The organism is Pseudomonas sp. SDO5522_S412, assembly GCF_054071215.1.
Window position 1 is genome coordinate 1 of sequence record NZ_JBSVWQ010000030.1, and the last position, 13768, is coordinate 13768.

Genomic DNA, 13768 nt, shown 5'->3' on the forward strand with positions numbered 1-13768 from the left:
TCAAGATTAAATTCCAGAACCCCTGATTGCTTATGCAGTCAGGGGTTTTGTTTTGGGCGGTCTGAAAACGGGGAGAGAGCTGTTGGCCGTAAAAAAGATCCAGCCTGGTTAAAAGCCTTGCTCCCTGATCAACTCAATCAGTGCCCTTAACCCGGCCGGCACATGGCGCCTACCTGGGTAATAGAGGCGCAAGCAGTCAAAAGACGGCGTCCATTCCTCCAGTACGCGCAGTAACGTCCCGTTCGCTAAATCGGCAGCGGCATTCCATTCCGTAAGATAGGTCAAGCCTAGTCCCGCCCTGGCAGCCTCGAGCATCAGAGTCGGATTATCCAGGGTCAAAACCCCTTGCACCTCGACAGCAAGCGCTTCGCCATGTCGCTCAAACTCCCAGTGATAGATCGCACCGCTGGGCATCCGGCTGCGAATACACTGATGGGCCCGCAGATCCATGGGACTGACGGGAACTGGGTTGAGAGCAAAATAGTCCGGGCTGCCCAATACCGCAAAACGCTGGGCCGGACTGATATCGATTGCGATCATGTCTTGAGGAACCGTATCACCGAGCCGAATCCCCGCATCAAACCCCTGCGCGACGATATCCACCAGCCGCCCCTCAGTGACGATATCCAATTTCATCCGTGGATAACGTCGCAGGTACTCCAGCAGCAACGGCATCACCTGCTTTGCCGCCCCCGCCGAGGTATTCAGGCGCAAGGTACCGCTGGGTTCCGCGCTGCGATTTCCTGCCTGTTCCAAGGCCGTGCGAATGCTCAACAGTGCAGGGGTAATGGTTTCGACAAACTCCGCGCCCACTTCAGATAACGACACGCTGCGCGTGGTGCGATTGAACAGCCTCACCCCCATCCGCGCTTCAAGCCCCGCGATAGAGTGGCTCAACGCCGATGTCGACACATTCAACTCGGTCGCCGCTGCACGAAAACTGCGATGCCGAGCCACTGCCAGCACCGCTTCCAACTCATTCAGCCCGGATGTATTCATTGTCCTGAATTGCTCATCAACTCATGCCTATTTGTACGGCTTATCAGCTTAATCATAGTGACTTACCGTAGGACGCACTAGCTCAGCGTCCCGGAGGACCTATGCAATACATCAACCAGATTTACATCAACGGCGCCTTTGTGACGCCCCATGGCGAAGAGCTTTTTGACCTGTTCAACCCTGCAACAGGCCAGCGTATCGGCCAGGTTCGATTGGCAAATGAACAAGACGCCCTGGATGCCATCGCTGCCGCCAAGGGAGCTTTTACCGCGTTCTCCCACAGCTCTAAAGATGTGCGCATCGACTATCTCAAACGCCTTCACGCCGCAGTTGAATCCATTGAGGACGCACTTACCGACGCGATTATCGAGGAGTACGGCGCCCCAATATCCCGTGCGCGGTGGATGGCCAAGCATGCAGCCAGCGTCCTGCAAGATGCCGCTTCAGTACTGGAGAGCTACAACTTCTCCCGACGCATTGGCATCGCCGAGGTGGTCATGCAGCCGCTGGGTGTGGCCGGCTTGATCACACCCTGGAACAGCAACGCCGGTTTTATCTGCGGCAAGCTCGCTGCGGCGTTGGCCGCCGGCTGTACCGCCGTGATCAAACCCAGTGAAATGAGCGCAATCCAGACCTCGCTAGTCACCCGCGCGCTTCATGAAGCTGGCTTGCCTCCCGGTGTATTCAACATCGTCACTGGCCGTGGCGAAACCGTAGGCGCCGTGTTGAGCGCCCATCCCGACATCGCAAAAGTGTCCTTCACCGGTTCAACCGCTGTCGGCAAAACAATCCTGCGGACCGGCGCCGAGACCCTGAAGCGCGTGACCCTAGAGCTGGGCGGCAAATCACCGGTGCTGATTCTCGATGATGCGGACCTCAAGACGGCCGTGCCCATGGCCCTTCAGGCCGGTTTCATGAACAGCGGCCAGGCCTGCATCGCCGGCACTCGAATCCTGGTACCCGAAAGTCGTTTGGAAGAAATCGAAGCGCTGATGATCGACGAGGTGGGCAACGTGCAGGCCGGCGACCCTCGTGACCCAGCCACTGCGGTCGGCCCCATGGTCAGCCAAAAACAGTGGGAGCGCGTACAGCGCTACATTCAGATCGGGATCGAGGAGGGCGCCCACCTATTGGCAGGAGGTCGCGGTTTGCCTGAGGGCATCAAAGCCGGGTGGTTCGTAAGACCAACCGTATTCAGCCGGGTGACCAACCAAATGGCCATCGCCCGCGAGGAGATTTTCGGCCCAGTGCTCTCGATCATTACCTACGCAACCGAGGAAGAGGCCCTGACCATCGCCAACGACACACCCTACGGCCTCCAGGCATACATCCTGTCTTCAAATCCCGAACGCGCCCGCGGGCTGGCCAGCCTTATAGAAGCCGGCCGCGTCCTGATCAATACCCTGGCCCATGAGCCTCTTGCGCCATTTGGTGGCTTCAAGCAATCGGGTATCGGCCGCGAGTACGGCACATTCGGCCTCGAAGCCTTCCTGGAGCCCAAGTCGATCCTGAGCTGATCGTCAGCATAAAAACGCATGAATAAGGTCAACGGCTCAAACCAAAGTGCATGAACAGGCTCCATTAGCACACCGTTCAGGGAAATCGATGCAAAGTGTTTCTGCATTTTTGGTATGGTGCAGCACATTTTCACAAGGACTGATTTCTCCTCCGCAGGAAGCGGCGTCGACCTTATTCAACGAGATGCTGTAGAAATGCCTGAACCAATACCGATCAAGGATCACGAAAAAGAAAACCGCCTGGTCAACAAGCGGCTGCTGGCCTGCGCGCTACTGGTAATCGGCATTACCTGCGCCCTGGTAGGTCGGATGTACTTTCTGCAGGTGGTGCAGTACGACTACCACTCCACCATTTCCGAAAACAATCGCGTCCACGTCCTGCCGATCACACCGACCCGCGGCCTGATCTATGACCGCAACGGCGTAGTACTTGCCGACAACCGTCCCAGCTACAACCTGACCATCACCCGCGAGCGCACCACCGATCTCAAAGGAGAGCTGGACGCTATCGTCAGCCTCCTGCATTTGCCCGCCGAGGACCGTGGCGTATTTGATAAGGCGCTCAAGCAAGCCCGTCATCCCTTCGTGCCCGTCACCCTGTTCTACGAGCTGACCGAAGAGCAGATCGCCGTGCTGGCCGTCAACGAATTCCGCCTGCCGGGCGTGGATGTCGAGCCGCAATTCGTCCGCCATTATCCGCTGGGTGCGCACTTTGCCCACTCCATTGGCTACGTAGGCCGGATCAACGAAAAAGAATCCAAAGCCCTCGACTCAGTGGAGTACCGGGGCACGCAGTCCATTGGTAAAACCGGGATCGAGCGTTTCTACGAGTCCGAGTTGCATGGCCACGTCGGCTATGAAGAAGTTGAAACCAACGCCCAGGGCCGCGTCCTGCGGGTGCTCAAGCACACCGACCCGATCCCCGGCAAAAACATCGTGCTGAGCCTGGACGTCAAACTCCAGGAAGCCGCCGAAGAAGCCCTCGGCGACCGCCGTGGTTCGGTGGTTGCTCTCGACCCGGCAACCGGCGAAGTGCTGGCGATGGTCAGCAAGCCAAGCTTCGACCCGAACCTGTTTGTCACCGGCATCAGCTTCAAGGAATACGCCGCGCTGCACGACTCCCTCGACCGTCCGCTGTTCAACCGCGTGCTGCGCGGGCTCTACGCGCCGGGTTCGACGATCAAGCCGGAAGTCGCCATCGCTGGCCTCGACAGCGGCGTGGTTACCGCCCAGACCCGGGTGTTCGACCCGGGCTATTACCAACTCCCGGATTTCGACCACAAATACCGCAACTGGAACCACAGCGGCGATGGTTGGGTGGACATGGACGCAGCGATCATGCGCTCCAACGACACCTACTTCTACGACCTGGCCCACAAGCTGGGTATCGACCGCCTGCACGACTACCTGGCCGAGTTCGGCCTTGGCCAGAAAGTCTCCCTCGACATGTTCGAAGAGTCAGCCGGCCTGATGCCGTCCCAAGCCTGGAAGCGCGCTACCCGGCGCCAGCCGTGGTTCCCGGGTGAAACCGTGATCCTCGGCATCGGCCAGGGTTACATGCAGGTCACCCCGTTGCAGCTGGCCCAGGCCACTGCGCTGATCGCCAACAAGGGCGTGTGGAACCGACCGCACCTGGCCAAGACCATCAATGGCGTGCCGCCGGTGGATGAAAACCCGATGCCCAACGTGGTGCTCAAAGACCCGCGCGACTGGGAGCAGGTCAACCACGGCATGCAATTGGTAATGCACGATCCACGCGGTATCGCCCGGGCGGCTGCAGCCGGTGCGCAGTACCGGATTGCTGGCAAGTCTGGTACTGCGCAGGTAGTGGCGATCAAGCAGGGCGAGCGTTACAACCGTCTCAAGACCCTGGAGCGCAACCGCGACAACGCCTTGTTCGTCGGCTTTGCCCCGGCGGAGCACCCGCGGATCGTGATTTCGGTGATGATCGAAAACGGCGAGGCTGGTGGCCGAGTGGCGGGGCCGGTGGTGCGCCAGATCATGGACGCCTGGCTGCTCGATCAGGAAGGCCACTTGAAGCCGCAATACGCAACCCCTGCCAAGGCGCCGGGTGATCCCCACGTTTGACGCCACAAGGGCATGACACCGTCATGCCCTATCCCTTTTCAAAGGTTGCGCATTGGTCGATGTCGCCTACTGTCAATACAGGAGGTGTCTCATGCACGAATCAAATGAAATCAAACGTAAAGTCCTGCTCAACGCTCCACGCCAACGGGTCTGGGAAGCACTGACCGACGCCGAGCAATTCGGCAGCTGGTTTGGCATCGCCCTCAAGGGCAAACAGTTCGCCCAGGGGCGGGCCATTGAGGCCCCCATCACCTATCCCGGTTACGAGCACGTGGTGTGGAAGGCAAGGATCGAGCGGCTTGAACCACAGACGCGGTTCTCTTTCAGCTGGCATCCCTACGCCGTAGACAAGGATGTGGATTACGACGCCGAAACCCCCACGCTGGTGGAGTTCACCCTCGAGGATCACGCCGAAGGCATCTTGTTGCGCGTGGTGGAGTCAGGTTTTGACGGGATCCCGGACGTTCGCCGCCAGAAGGCCTACAAGAAGAACTCCCGAGGCTGGGATGATCAGATGAACAACATCGAAGACTATCTGGCGAAATCCCATCAGCCGTGAGCTGATGGGGCGCCGCATTCATCAGCCTTCGTGGGCGGTGCTGATTTCCAGGGTATCGGTGTAGGTCACCAACACGCTTTGGCCGACCTTGAGGTCTTTGAGGCCTGCGCGAATTTCCGGTTTCTCCACGGTCAGCACTTTGCTCTGGCCCGCCGGGTTTTCCAGGGTTACCTGGTTTTTCGCCAGGTCAATGTGGGTGATCTTCAACTGCACCTGTACCTGGCGGAAGGCCGCACCGCCCGGGTTCGGGTTATCCGCGGTGGCGCGCAAGACGCCAGTCTTCTCGGTGGCGTCCGGTGCGCTCTTGTCGATGTCGGTGTCCAGCACGGCGGCGACCGAATGGGTCACCAGCACCTTGACCTGATCACCTGCCTTGAGATTGCCCAGGTCCTTGGCCTGGTCGCTGAGCTGCACATGCACCTTGCGGCCTTCGGCACCTTCGAGCACCACCTGATGGTTGGCGGCATCCACCTCCAGCACCTTGGTGGTCACCTCATCGGCTTCCAGCGACTTGGACAGCGGGATATCGGCAGCATGTGCCGTCAGGGCACCAGCAGACAGCAGGGTTGCCAGGGCAATTGCCTGGCGAAGAGGGCGCAATACATTCATTGAGTGGACTTCCATGTGAGAGGAGCCTTGAGTCTAGTGGCGCGCTCGCGATTCGCAAATTCGCCACTGAGACGGAACGGCTACTTGATCACCACCGGATTCACCGGTGCGCCACTGCCCCCGACAATCTTCAGCGGGGCGGCGGTGTAGAGGAATTTCCACTGGCCGTCGTCCGCACAATCGGCGGCCAGTTCCTCCAGCAACACGATTTCGGTGAAGGCGATCCCCAGGTTGCGCATCAGCGCGCAATGCAGCGGAATCTGCACCCCGGACACCGGGTCGGTGATCACTTCGTTGGCGATGGTGTCGGTCACCAGGTTGGGGATTTCCATCTCGTGGAACCACTCCACCAGCTCCCGGCTGTAGGTCAGCCCCGGCTCCATCAGGTCCTTGAAGAACTCGGTCTTGCCCAGCTCATAAAACGCCCCCATGGACCCGGTGCGGATGATCAGGATGTCACGTTTTTCAATGGTCACGCCCTGGGCCTTGGCGGCGTCGAGCAGGTCCAGGTGGTTGAAGGTTTCGCCCCGGCCCAGGCACTTCTTGCCGCGATGGCGGGCCATGTCGATCAGCACCGCACGGCCCACCACGCCGCGTTCGGCAATCGCCAGCACGCTGGCCTTGGCCATGCCGCCAACGGTGGTCTGGGCGTCGTAGCCGTTCCACAGTTGATTGTCGTACCAGGCGTGGCCGAGGGCGTCGTACTGGGTCGAGCCTTGCAGCTGCATGAAGATCACGTCGTCGGAATACGCCGCACCACCGGTCATGTGCGGCTGTTTGCCGAAGTGGTAATGGCTGTGGTCGAGGGTATTGAAGCGCATCGACGGGTTGCGCGCCGGCCACATCGGGTCGCCGTCGGGGTGGCCGATCTGCACTTGCAGGGTAAAGGTCTTGCCCTGACGCACCGAGGCCACGCCCCGCAGTACTTCGGCTTCAGTCAGGTAATTGAGGGCGCCGACTTCGTCGTCCGGGCCCCATTTACCCCAGTTCTTTGGCAGGCCTTCAAGCAATTCGCGGGTGTTCGGCTCGTTCTTATTATGAAGATCACACATAGCAATTCCGGTCCCTGTGAAAGTGAGTTACACGCAGCGCCCGCCATCGACTTCAAGGCAAGTGCCGGTGATGAACGCCGCTTCGTCCGACGCCAGGTACAGGCAGGCGTTGGCCACATCTTGCGGGGTGGAAAAGCGCCCCAGGGGAATGGTCGCCATGAATTTCTGGCGGTTTTCCGGGGTGTCCGGCACGCCCATGAATTCGCTGAGCAACGCCGTGGCACCCACCACCGGGTTCACGCAGTTGACGCGGATATTGTCCGGCCCCAGCTCCGCCGCCATGGTCTTGCTCATGACCACCATTGCGCCCTTGCTGCCGTTATACCAGACCAGTCCCGGACGCGGGCGGATCGCCGCCGTCGAGGCAATGTTGACGAACACGCCGCCGCCCTGGCCGCGAAAATGCGGCACAAAATGCTTGGCGCTCAAGAAGATGCTTTTGACGTTGACCGCAAACACCCGGTCGAACTCGGCTTCGTCGACTTCCAGCATCGGCCGGTTGCGGTGGGTGGTACCGGCGTTGTTGATGACGATGTCCAGCCCACCGAATTGCTCCAGTGTGCCGCGCAGCAGCGCGCCCATGCTTTCATCGTTGGCCACGTTGACCTCGATAAAGTGCGCATGGCCGCCGCTTTCGGCAATCTCATTGACCACTCGCTGACCGCCCACGGCGTTCATGTCCGCAACGATGACCTTGGCGCCCTGGCGGGCAAATGTCTTGGCGATGCCCTCGCCAAACCCCGAGCCGGCGCCGGTGACGATCGCGACTTTATTGGCTAAACGCATGGTGTGTTCTCCGTTCTTGTTGTTGTGAGGAATCAACCGTGTTTGATCGCAATGGTCTTCAAGGTGGTAAAGCCCAGCAGCGCCTCGAAGCCTTTTTCCCGTCCATACCCGCTGGCCTTCACGCCGCCGAATGGCAATTCAACGCCGCCACCGGCGCCATAGTTATTGATGAACACCTGGCCACAACGCAGGGTGCGCGCCAGGCGCATTTGCCGTGCGCCATCGCGGGTCCACACGCCGGCCACCAGGCCGAACTCGGTGCCGTTGGCCAGGCGAATCGCTTCGGCTTCATCATCGAAGGGCATCACGGCCAGCACCGGGCCGAACACTTCCTGTTGCGCCAGGCGACTGTCAGGCGGCACATCGCGAAACAGCACCGCCTCCTGGAAATACCCGCCGCTGCCGGCCTCGGCAACCACCGTTCCGCGCGCGGCGACGGTGATCCCTTCCTGTTCGGCTTGACGAATAAACTCGCGCACCAGGCGCAGCTGCTTCTGATTGATCAGCGGGCCCATGTCCAGGTCCAGCGCCGAAGGCCCGGCGCGCAGTTCGCTGAAACGTTGGCTGAGGCGTGCGAGCAGGGTTTCGTAAATGCTGCGTTCCACCAGCAAACGGCTGCCGGCGGAGCAGGTTTGCCCGCAGTTCTGAATGATGGCGTTGACCAGCACCGGCAACGCTTCATCCAGGTCGGCATCGGCGAACACCAGTTGCGGCGACTTGCCGCCCAACTCCAGGGTGACCGGGCAGTGGCGTTCGGCAGCGGCTTTCGACACGGCAGTACCGGTGGCGGTGGAGCCGGTGAACGAAATGTGATCGATGCCCGGGTGTGCACACAACGCCGCGCCGGCTTCGTAGCCGTAACCGGTGACTACGTTGATCGCGCCGGCTGGAAAACCAACCTCGGCAGCGATTTCCGCCAGGCGCAGCAACGACAGGCTGGCATCTTCCGCCGGCTTGACCACGCACGCATTGCCCGCCGCCAACGAGGCGCCGACGCTGCGCCCGAAAATCTGCATCGGGTAATTCCACGGGATGATATGCCCGGTCACCCCGTGGGGTTCGCGCACCGTCAACACCGTGTAGCCGGCCTGGTACGGCAGGGTTTCGCCGTGCAGTTTGTCGGCGGCACCCGCGTAGTATTCGAAATAGCGGGCAAGGGCGGTGGCATCGGCACGGGCGACTTTCAGCGCCTTGCCGGTGTCCCGCGCCTCGATCTGCGCCAGCTCTTCATGATGTTCCAGCACCGCCACGCCGAGCTTGGCCAGCAAACGGCTGCGCTCCACGGCAGACAACTGGCCCCACGGGCCGTCGAAGGTTTCGCCGAGTGCCAGGCGCGCCGCGCTGATCGCCGCCTCGATATCGGCGGCCGTGCCACGGGCGATGCTCGAATAGGTATCGCCGGTGCTGGGGTCGATCACCGGAATGTCTTCCAGCGAGGTCGACGCCAGCCATTGGTTGGCGATGTAATGTGCGTTGGTCATGTTCAGCTCCTGTTCCCTGCGACGCATTCGGCGATGGCGCGACCCACTTCGACAGTGCTGGCGCTGCCGCCCATTTCCCGGGTGCGCGGGCCTTCGGCAAGCACCGTTTCGATGGCGGACACGATGGCTGCCGCCGCTTCCTGGTAAAGCGGATCACCGTCGCTCAGGTGCTCGATCATCAGCGCGGCCGACCAGATCTGCCCGATGGGATTGGCGACACCGAGCCCGGCAATATCCGGCGCGGAACCGTGCACCGGCTCGAACAGCGACGGGTAGCGCCGCTCGGGATTGAGGTTGGCCGACGGCGCGATGCCGATGGTGCCGGTGCACGCCGGGCCGAGGTCGGAAAGGATGTCGCCGAACAGGTTGGAGGCCACCACCACATCGAACCAGTCGGGATGCTGCACGAAGTGCGCGCACAGAATGTCGATGTGGAACTTGGCGGTCTTCACGTCCGGGTAGCGCCGGGCAATTTCGTTGACCCGCTCGTCCCAGAACGGCATGGTGATCGAGATACCATTGGATTTGGTCGCCGCCACCAGGTTTTTCCGCGGCCGCTGTTGCGCCAGTTTGAAGGCGTAGTCCACCACGCGGTCCACGCCTTCGCGGGAGAAGATCGACTCCTGCACCGCGATTTCCCGCGCCGTGCCTTCCCACATGCGGCCGCCAACGCTGGAGTATTCGCCCTCGGTATTTTCCCGCACCACGATAAAGTCGATGTCCCCCGGCACGCGGCCGGCCAGCGGGCAGGGCACGCCGGGCATCAGGCGCACCGGGCGGATATTCACGTATTGATCGAACTGGCGGCGGATCTTCAGCAGCGACTCCCACACCGCAGTGTGGTCGGCAATGATGTCGGGCGCACCCACCGCGCCGAAGAAGATCGCGTCATGGCTGCCGATCTGTTCGGCCCAGTCGTCGGGCATCATCGTGCCGTGGGCCAGGTAGTGTTCGCTGCACCAGGCAAAGTGGTCGAAGTGAAAGTGAATACCGAAGCGCCGGCTGACAGCGTCCAGTACCCGCAGGCCTTCGGGCACCACTTCGCGGCCGATGCCGTCGCCGGGAATTACGGCGATGCGGTGGGTGGGGCGGGTGTGGGATTGGGACACGCCGTGTCTCCTGTCTTGTTTTTATAGGAAGGTCTGGCGGGGGCATTCTTGGCACAGCTGTGACAACAGGGGAATTGCTAATTGTGGAATCGGCCTTCGCAAAATTCGAAGGCCAAAGGTTTACGCAGGGTTGGCACTCAAGTAGTCGAACAGTGCCAGGCTCGTCAGCGACGGCTGTTCCTTGCGCATGCACAGGTACATCTGCCGGTCGGCCCAGCTGTCGTCGATTTCGATAAAGCGCAAGGCCATCTCCTTGCGGAAGATCTGCACCGCGCCCTGTGGCAACACGCCCACACCCTGGCCGGCGGCGATCAAGCGGCACACTGCTTCGAAACTGCGCACCTGCACCCGCAGCCGCAACGGCATGCCGATCGCCGCGGCGGCCTCGGTAATCAACGGGGTGATGGCGGCGTTGTCTTCCAGGCCGACGAAGTCGTAGCCGAGCAAATCCTCGAAGCGCGCATGGCGCATTTTCAGTGGGTGGTCATTGGGCACGAGCAGGCACAGGCGGTCCTGGCAGTAGGGCTCGAACCGCAGCTCTTCGCTGGGGCGGGTGGTGACGATACCGACATCCGCCACGCCCTCGCGCACGGCCTGGAGGATCTCCCGGCTGCGCTCCTCGCGAATATCCAGGCGGATGCCCGGGTGCAAGGTGTTCCACTGGGTCAGTTGGCGCGGCAGTTCCTGGCTCATCGCCGAACTGTTGGCGTACAGGCAAACCCGGCCGGTGGCACCCTTGGCGTAATCGGCGAGATCGGCGTGCATGCCGTCCACGGCCCGCAGGATCGATTGTGCATGCTGGGCCAATACTTCCCCGGCTGCCGTCGGTGAAACGCCGGTGGAGGTGCGGGTCAGCAGGGCGACCTTGAAGTGCTGCTCCAGCAGCGACAGGCGTCGGCTGGCGGCAGAGAGGGAGAGATGGGATTGCTCGGCCGCCCGGGACAGGTTGCCCAGCTTGATCGCCTTGAGGAACAGCTCGATGGAAGTGAGGTCGGGGGACATGCCGGGGTCCTTGTGTGCAGTGGTTGGGAAACTACGCAGTTGGCGTTCGGCTGTCCAATGTCCGGCAAACAACCCGGGTGCAGGCAGATCTGCTTTCTGTGGGAGCTGGCTTGCCTGCGATAGCATCACCGGGGTGCATCTGACACACCGCGGTGCCCGCATCGCAGGCAAGCCAGCGCCCACATTGACTAGGGTTAGAAGTCGATACTGGCCGACAGCTTGGCCACGCGCGGGTCACCTTGGGTCAGGTAGCCGCCGAGTGCCGATTCCCAGTACTTGGTATTGGCGACGTTCTCCACAGTGGCGCCGAGGGTGACGTCACGCTGTTCCACCTTGAAGGTGTAGCGGGCGCCCACGTCGAAGCGGTTCCAGGCGGGCAGGCTGAGGTTGTTGGCCGCGTCGGCATATTGGCCGCCGGTGCGCAGCATTCGTCCGTTGACTGTCACGCCTTGCAGGCCTGGTACATCCCAGTCCACGCCGGCATTCAGTTGGAAGGTCGGTACGCCGATGGCGCGGTTGCCGTCGTTGGCGCCGTTCTGGGTGCCGTGGACTTCTGTGTGGATGATGGTTGCGCCGCCCAGCAGGCGCAGGCCGGCGATCGGTTCACCGAACACGTTGAGCTCAACGCCTTTGTTGACTTGCTCGCCCTGGCGAACATAGGTGGCGCTCAAGCCGTCGGCGCTGAGTTGTGAGTAACCGTCGGTTGGTTGCTCGATGCGATACACACCCAGGGTTGCGCCATAGGTACCCATGTCGAGCTTGACCCCGGCTTCGGTCTGTTTCGAGCGCGCCGGGGCATAGGCCTGGCCGGCGTTGGTAATGGGTGCGGTGCCGGCGTTCTGAGGTGCGGTCGGGCCCTGGGCCAAGCCTTCGATATGGTTGGCATAGAACGACACGTGGTCCCACGGCTTGAACACCAGGCCGTACACCGGTGTGGTGATCGACTTGTCGTAATCGGCGTTACGTGGGCCCGACCCGTAGGCATACCCTTGGACCACCAGTTCCTGGCGGCGCAACCCGGCGGTCACCAGCAAGCGATCATCCATAAAGCCCAGGGTGTCCGACACCGCTGCACTGCGGGCGAAGGTCTTGGCGGTGATGCCCGGATCGTTCAGGTCGCCGCCGACGAAACTGCCCTTGACCGGTTCGGCAACGTCCACCGGGTTATAGATATTGCTGGCGTGGCCGTTGAGGTCGAAGTCATAGGCGTTGCGCGTCTGGGCCCAGATCCCGGTCAACCCGAAGTTCAGTTTGTGGCTGACAGCGCCGGTCTGGAACTTGCCATTCAAGCCCGCCATCAGGCTGGTGTTGTCTTCCTGGTGGGCGATGCGCGAGCCGCTGACGGTGGCATTGCCCAGGGTGTCATTCAACGTGACCGAGGAGTAACGGCCAATCTCGTTGGTGTGCTTGGCGCCGCCCGCGATGTAGGCGGTCCAGTTGTCATTCAGGTCGTACTCGGCGCGCAACATGCCGAAAGTGTCTTCCAGGCTGCTGGTGCCCCAGCTCGGCGCGTAGTTGGTGTCGGCCGAAGGCGCGTTGGGGATATGGGTCAGGTTCTGGCCGAGCAACACGGTGTTGCGCCCGCCATTGATCTGCTGTTTCGAGTAGACAAAGTCTCCCGACAAACGCAGCGCATCACCGCGATAGTCCAGGCCAACCGCAAACAGCTTCGAACGCTGGCTCTCGTCATCGATCCCGGTGTCGCCTTCGCGCTGGGAAATATTCACCCGTGCGCCAAAACGATTGTCCTCGCCAAAACGTTGCCCGATATCCAGGTGCTCGCCGACCCGGCCATCGCTGCTGATGTCGGTGCTGAAACGCCGCAACGGCACATCATCGGCGCGCTTGGGTTGCAGGTTCACGCCGCCGCCAATCCCGGAACCGCCGGGCGTCACGCCATTGATAAAGGCGTTGGGGCCCTTGAACACTTCAACCCGCTCCAGGGCGTCGGTGGACATGATCTGGCGCGGCAGGATGCCGTACAGACCGTTGAACGAAATGTCATCGCCGTTCAGCGGCAGGCCACGGATCACAAAGGCCTGGGCCTGGTTCGCGTACCCCGACGCCTGGCGCACGGACGAATCGTTGAGCAGCACATCGCCGACGTTCTCGGCCTGCTGGTCACGGATCAATTTTTCGGTGTAGGAAGACATGCTGAAGGGCACGTCCATGATGTCCTGGTTGCCCAGTACCCCCAGTTGCCCGCCGCGGGCGACCTGGCCGCCGGCGTACACCGGGGGCAGGGCGTTGGGCGTGGCCGCGTCGGCGCTGATGGTGGTAGCACCCAGTTCCAGAGCCTTGCCGTCCTGACTGTTGTTCGCATCCTGCGGGGTTTCTGGAGTGGCGGCGTGAGCGGCGAGGCTCAGGGAGCAGCAAAGGGCGAGCAGGGTAGGGCGAAACGGCACAGCCAAACGGGTGGAAGTGGGCATGGTCGATCCTGACGGCGAACCGTCAATGTGAGGAAAAGGGCAACAACGTTGCGCGTCCTCGCTGCGCGGATACGACTCCGGTGCGAATGATAGTAATTGTCATTAATGTTCTGCAACAAGTTTGTGAGATTACTCTC

At 61.5% G+C, this 13768-nt stretch carries 11 protein-coding genes; 3 read left to right on the forward strand and 8 right to left on the reverse strand.

Translation table 11 applies throughout. The features are described from left to right. Positions 1–108: 108 nt before the first annotated feature. Positions 109–999 (reverse strand): LysR substrate-binding domain-containing protein, encoded by an 891-nt coding sequence (locus ACW9I6_RS09720; RefSeq protein ID WP_457339230.1) that lies wholly within the window; start codon positions 997–999, stop codon positions 109–111. Positions 1000–1100: 101 nt separating this feature from the next. On the opposite strand from ACW9I6_RS09720, the gene ACW9I6_RS09725 reads away from it, so the two are divergent. From ACW9I6_RS09725 to ACW9I6_RS09735, 3 genes are all read left to right on the forward strand, one after another. Further along, positions 1101–2516 carry an aldehyde dehydrogenase family protein gene (locus ACW9I6_RS09725; protein ID WP_457339231.1) on the forward strand — a complete coding sequence of 472 codons (1416 nt, stop codon included), beginning with the start codon at positions 1101–1103 and terminating at the stop codon, positions 2514–2516. 195 nt (positions 2517–2711) lie between these two features. Next, positions 2712–4604 (forward strand): penicillin-binding protein 2, encoded by a 1893-nt coding sequence (gene mrdA / locus ACW9I6_RS09730; RefSeq protein WP_003208249.1) that lies wholly within the window; start codon positions 2712–2714, stop codon positions 4602–4604. Positions 4605–4695: 91 nt separating this feature from the next. Next, the gene (locus ACW9I6_RS09735) at positions 4696–5163 is read left to right on the forward strand and encodes an SRPBCC family protein (RefSeq protein ID WP_003208248.1); all 468 of its coding nucleotides are present in this window, start codon (positions 4696–4698) and stop codon (positions 5161–5163) included. 21 nt (positions 5164–5184) lie between these two features. On the opposite strand, the gene ACW9I6_RS09740 is transcribed toward ACW9I6_RS09735, so the two are convergent. From ACW9I6_RS09740 to ACW9I6_RS09770, 7 genes are all read right to left on the reverse strand, one after another. Beyond that, positions 5185–5772 (reverse strand): hypothetical protein, encoded by a 588-nt coding sequence (locus ACW9I6_RS09740; RefSeq protein WP_102369595.1) that lies wholly within the window; start codon positions 5770–5772, stop codon positions 5185–5187. Positions 5773–5852: 80 nt separating this feature from the next. Next, entirely contained in the window at positions 5853–6824 is a 972-nt protein-coding gene (locus tag ACW9I6_RS09745) for a cyclase family protein (protein ID WP_087695324.1), read from the reverse strand. Positions 6825–6851: 27 nt separating this feature from the next. Next, on the reverse strand, positions 6852–7610 hold the full coding sequence (locus tag ACW9I6_RS09750; protein ID WP_457339232.1) for an SDR family oxidoreductase: 759 nt from the start codon (positions 7608–7610) through the stop codon (positions 6852–6854). Between the two features lie 32 nt (positions 7611–7642). Further along, positions 7643–9091 carry an aldehyde dehydrogenase family protein gene (locus ACW9I6_RS09755; protein WP_457339233.1) on the reverse strand — a complete coding sequence of 483 codons (1449 nt, stop codon included), beginning with the start codon at positions 9089–9091 and terminating at the stop codon, positions 7643–7645. 2 nt (positions 9092–9093) lie between these two features. Beyond that, a complete protein-coding gene (locus ACW9I6_RS09760; protein ID WP_008434576.1) occupies positions 9094–10200 on the reverse strand; it encodes a tartrate dehydrogenase in 1107 nt (368 codons plus the stop codon). A gap of 120 nt (positions 10201–10320) precedes the next feature. Then, on the reverse strand, positions 10321–11202 hold the full coding sequence (locus ACW9I6_RS09765; protein ID WP_177067855.1) for a LysR family transcriptional regulator: 882 nt from the start codon (positions 11200–11202) through the stop codon (positions 10321–10323). Between the two features lie 194 nt (positions 11203–11396). Then, entirely contained in the window at positions 11397–13631 is a 2235-nt protein-coding gene (locus ACW9I6_RS09770; protein ID WP_177009201.1) for a TonB-dependent receptor, read from the reverse strand. Positions 13632–13768: the final 137 nt, after the last annotated feature.

Excerpts from the sequence above, each read along its gene's own strand:
- ACW9I6_RS09755 (WP_457339233.1), bottom strand. The coding sequence starts at position 9,091 with ATGACCAACGCACATTACATCGCCAACCAATGGCTGGCGTCGACCTCG.
- ACW9I6_RS09750 (WP_457339232.1), bottom strand. The coding sequence starts at position 7,610 with ATGCGTTTAGCCAATAAAGTCGCGATCGTCACCGGCGCCGGCTCGGGG.
- ACW9I6_RS09735 (WP_003208248.1), top strand. The coding sequence starts at position 4,696 with ATGCACGAATCAAATGAAATCAAACGTAAAGTCCTGCTCAACGCTCCA.
- mrdA (WP_003208249.1), top strand. The coding sequence starts at position 2,712 with ATGCCTGAACCAATACCGATCAAGGATCACGAAAAAGAAAACCGCCTG.
- ACW9I6_RS09725 (WP_457339231.1), top strand. The coding sequence starts at position 1,101 with ATGCAATACATCAACCAGATTTACATCAACGGCGCCTTTGTGACGCCC.
- ACW9I6_RS09765 (WP_177067855.1), bottom strand. The coding sequence starts at position 11,202 with ATGTCCCCCGACCTCACTTCCATCGAGCTGTTCCTCAAGGCGATCAAG.
- ACW9I6_RS09745 (WP_087695324.1), bottom strand. The coding sequence starts at position 6,824 with ATGTGTGATCTTCATAATAAGAACGAGCCGAACACCCGCGAATTGCTT.
- ACW9I6_RS09740 (WP_102369595.1), bottom strand. The coding sequence starts at position 5,772 with ATGAATGTATTGCGCCCTCTTCGCCAGGCAATTGCCCTGGCAACCCTG.
- ACW9I6_RS09770 (WP_177009201.1), bottom strand. The coding sequence starts at position 13,631 with ATGCCCACTTCCACCCGTTTGGCTGTGCCGTTTCGCCCTACCCTGCTC.
- ACW9I6_RS09720 (WP_457339230.1), bottom strand. The coding sequence starts at position 999 with ATGAATACATCCGGGCTGAATGAGTTGGAAGCGGTGCTGGCAGTGGCT.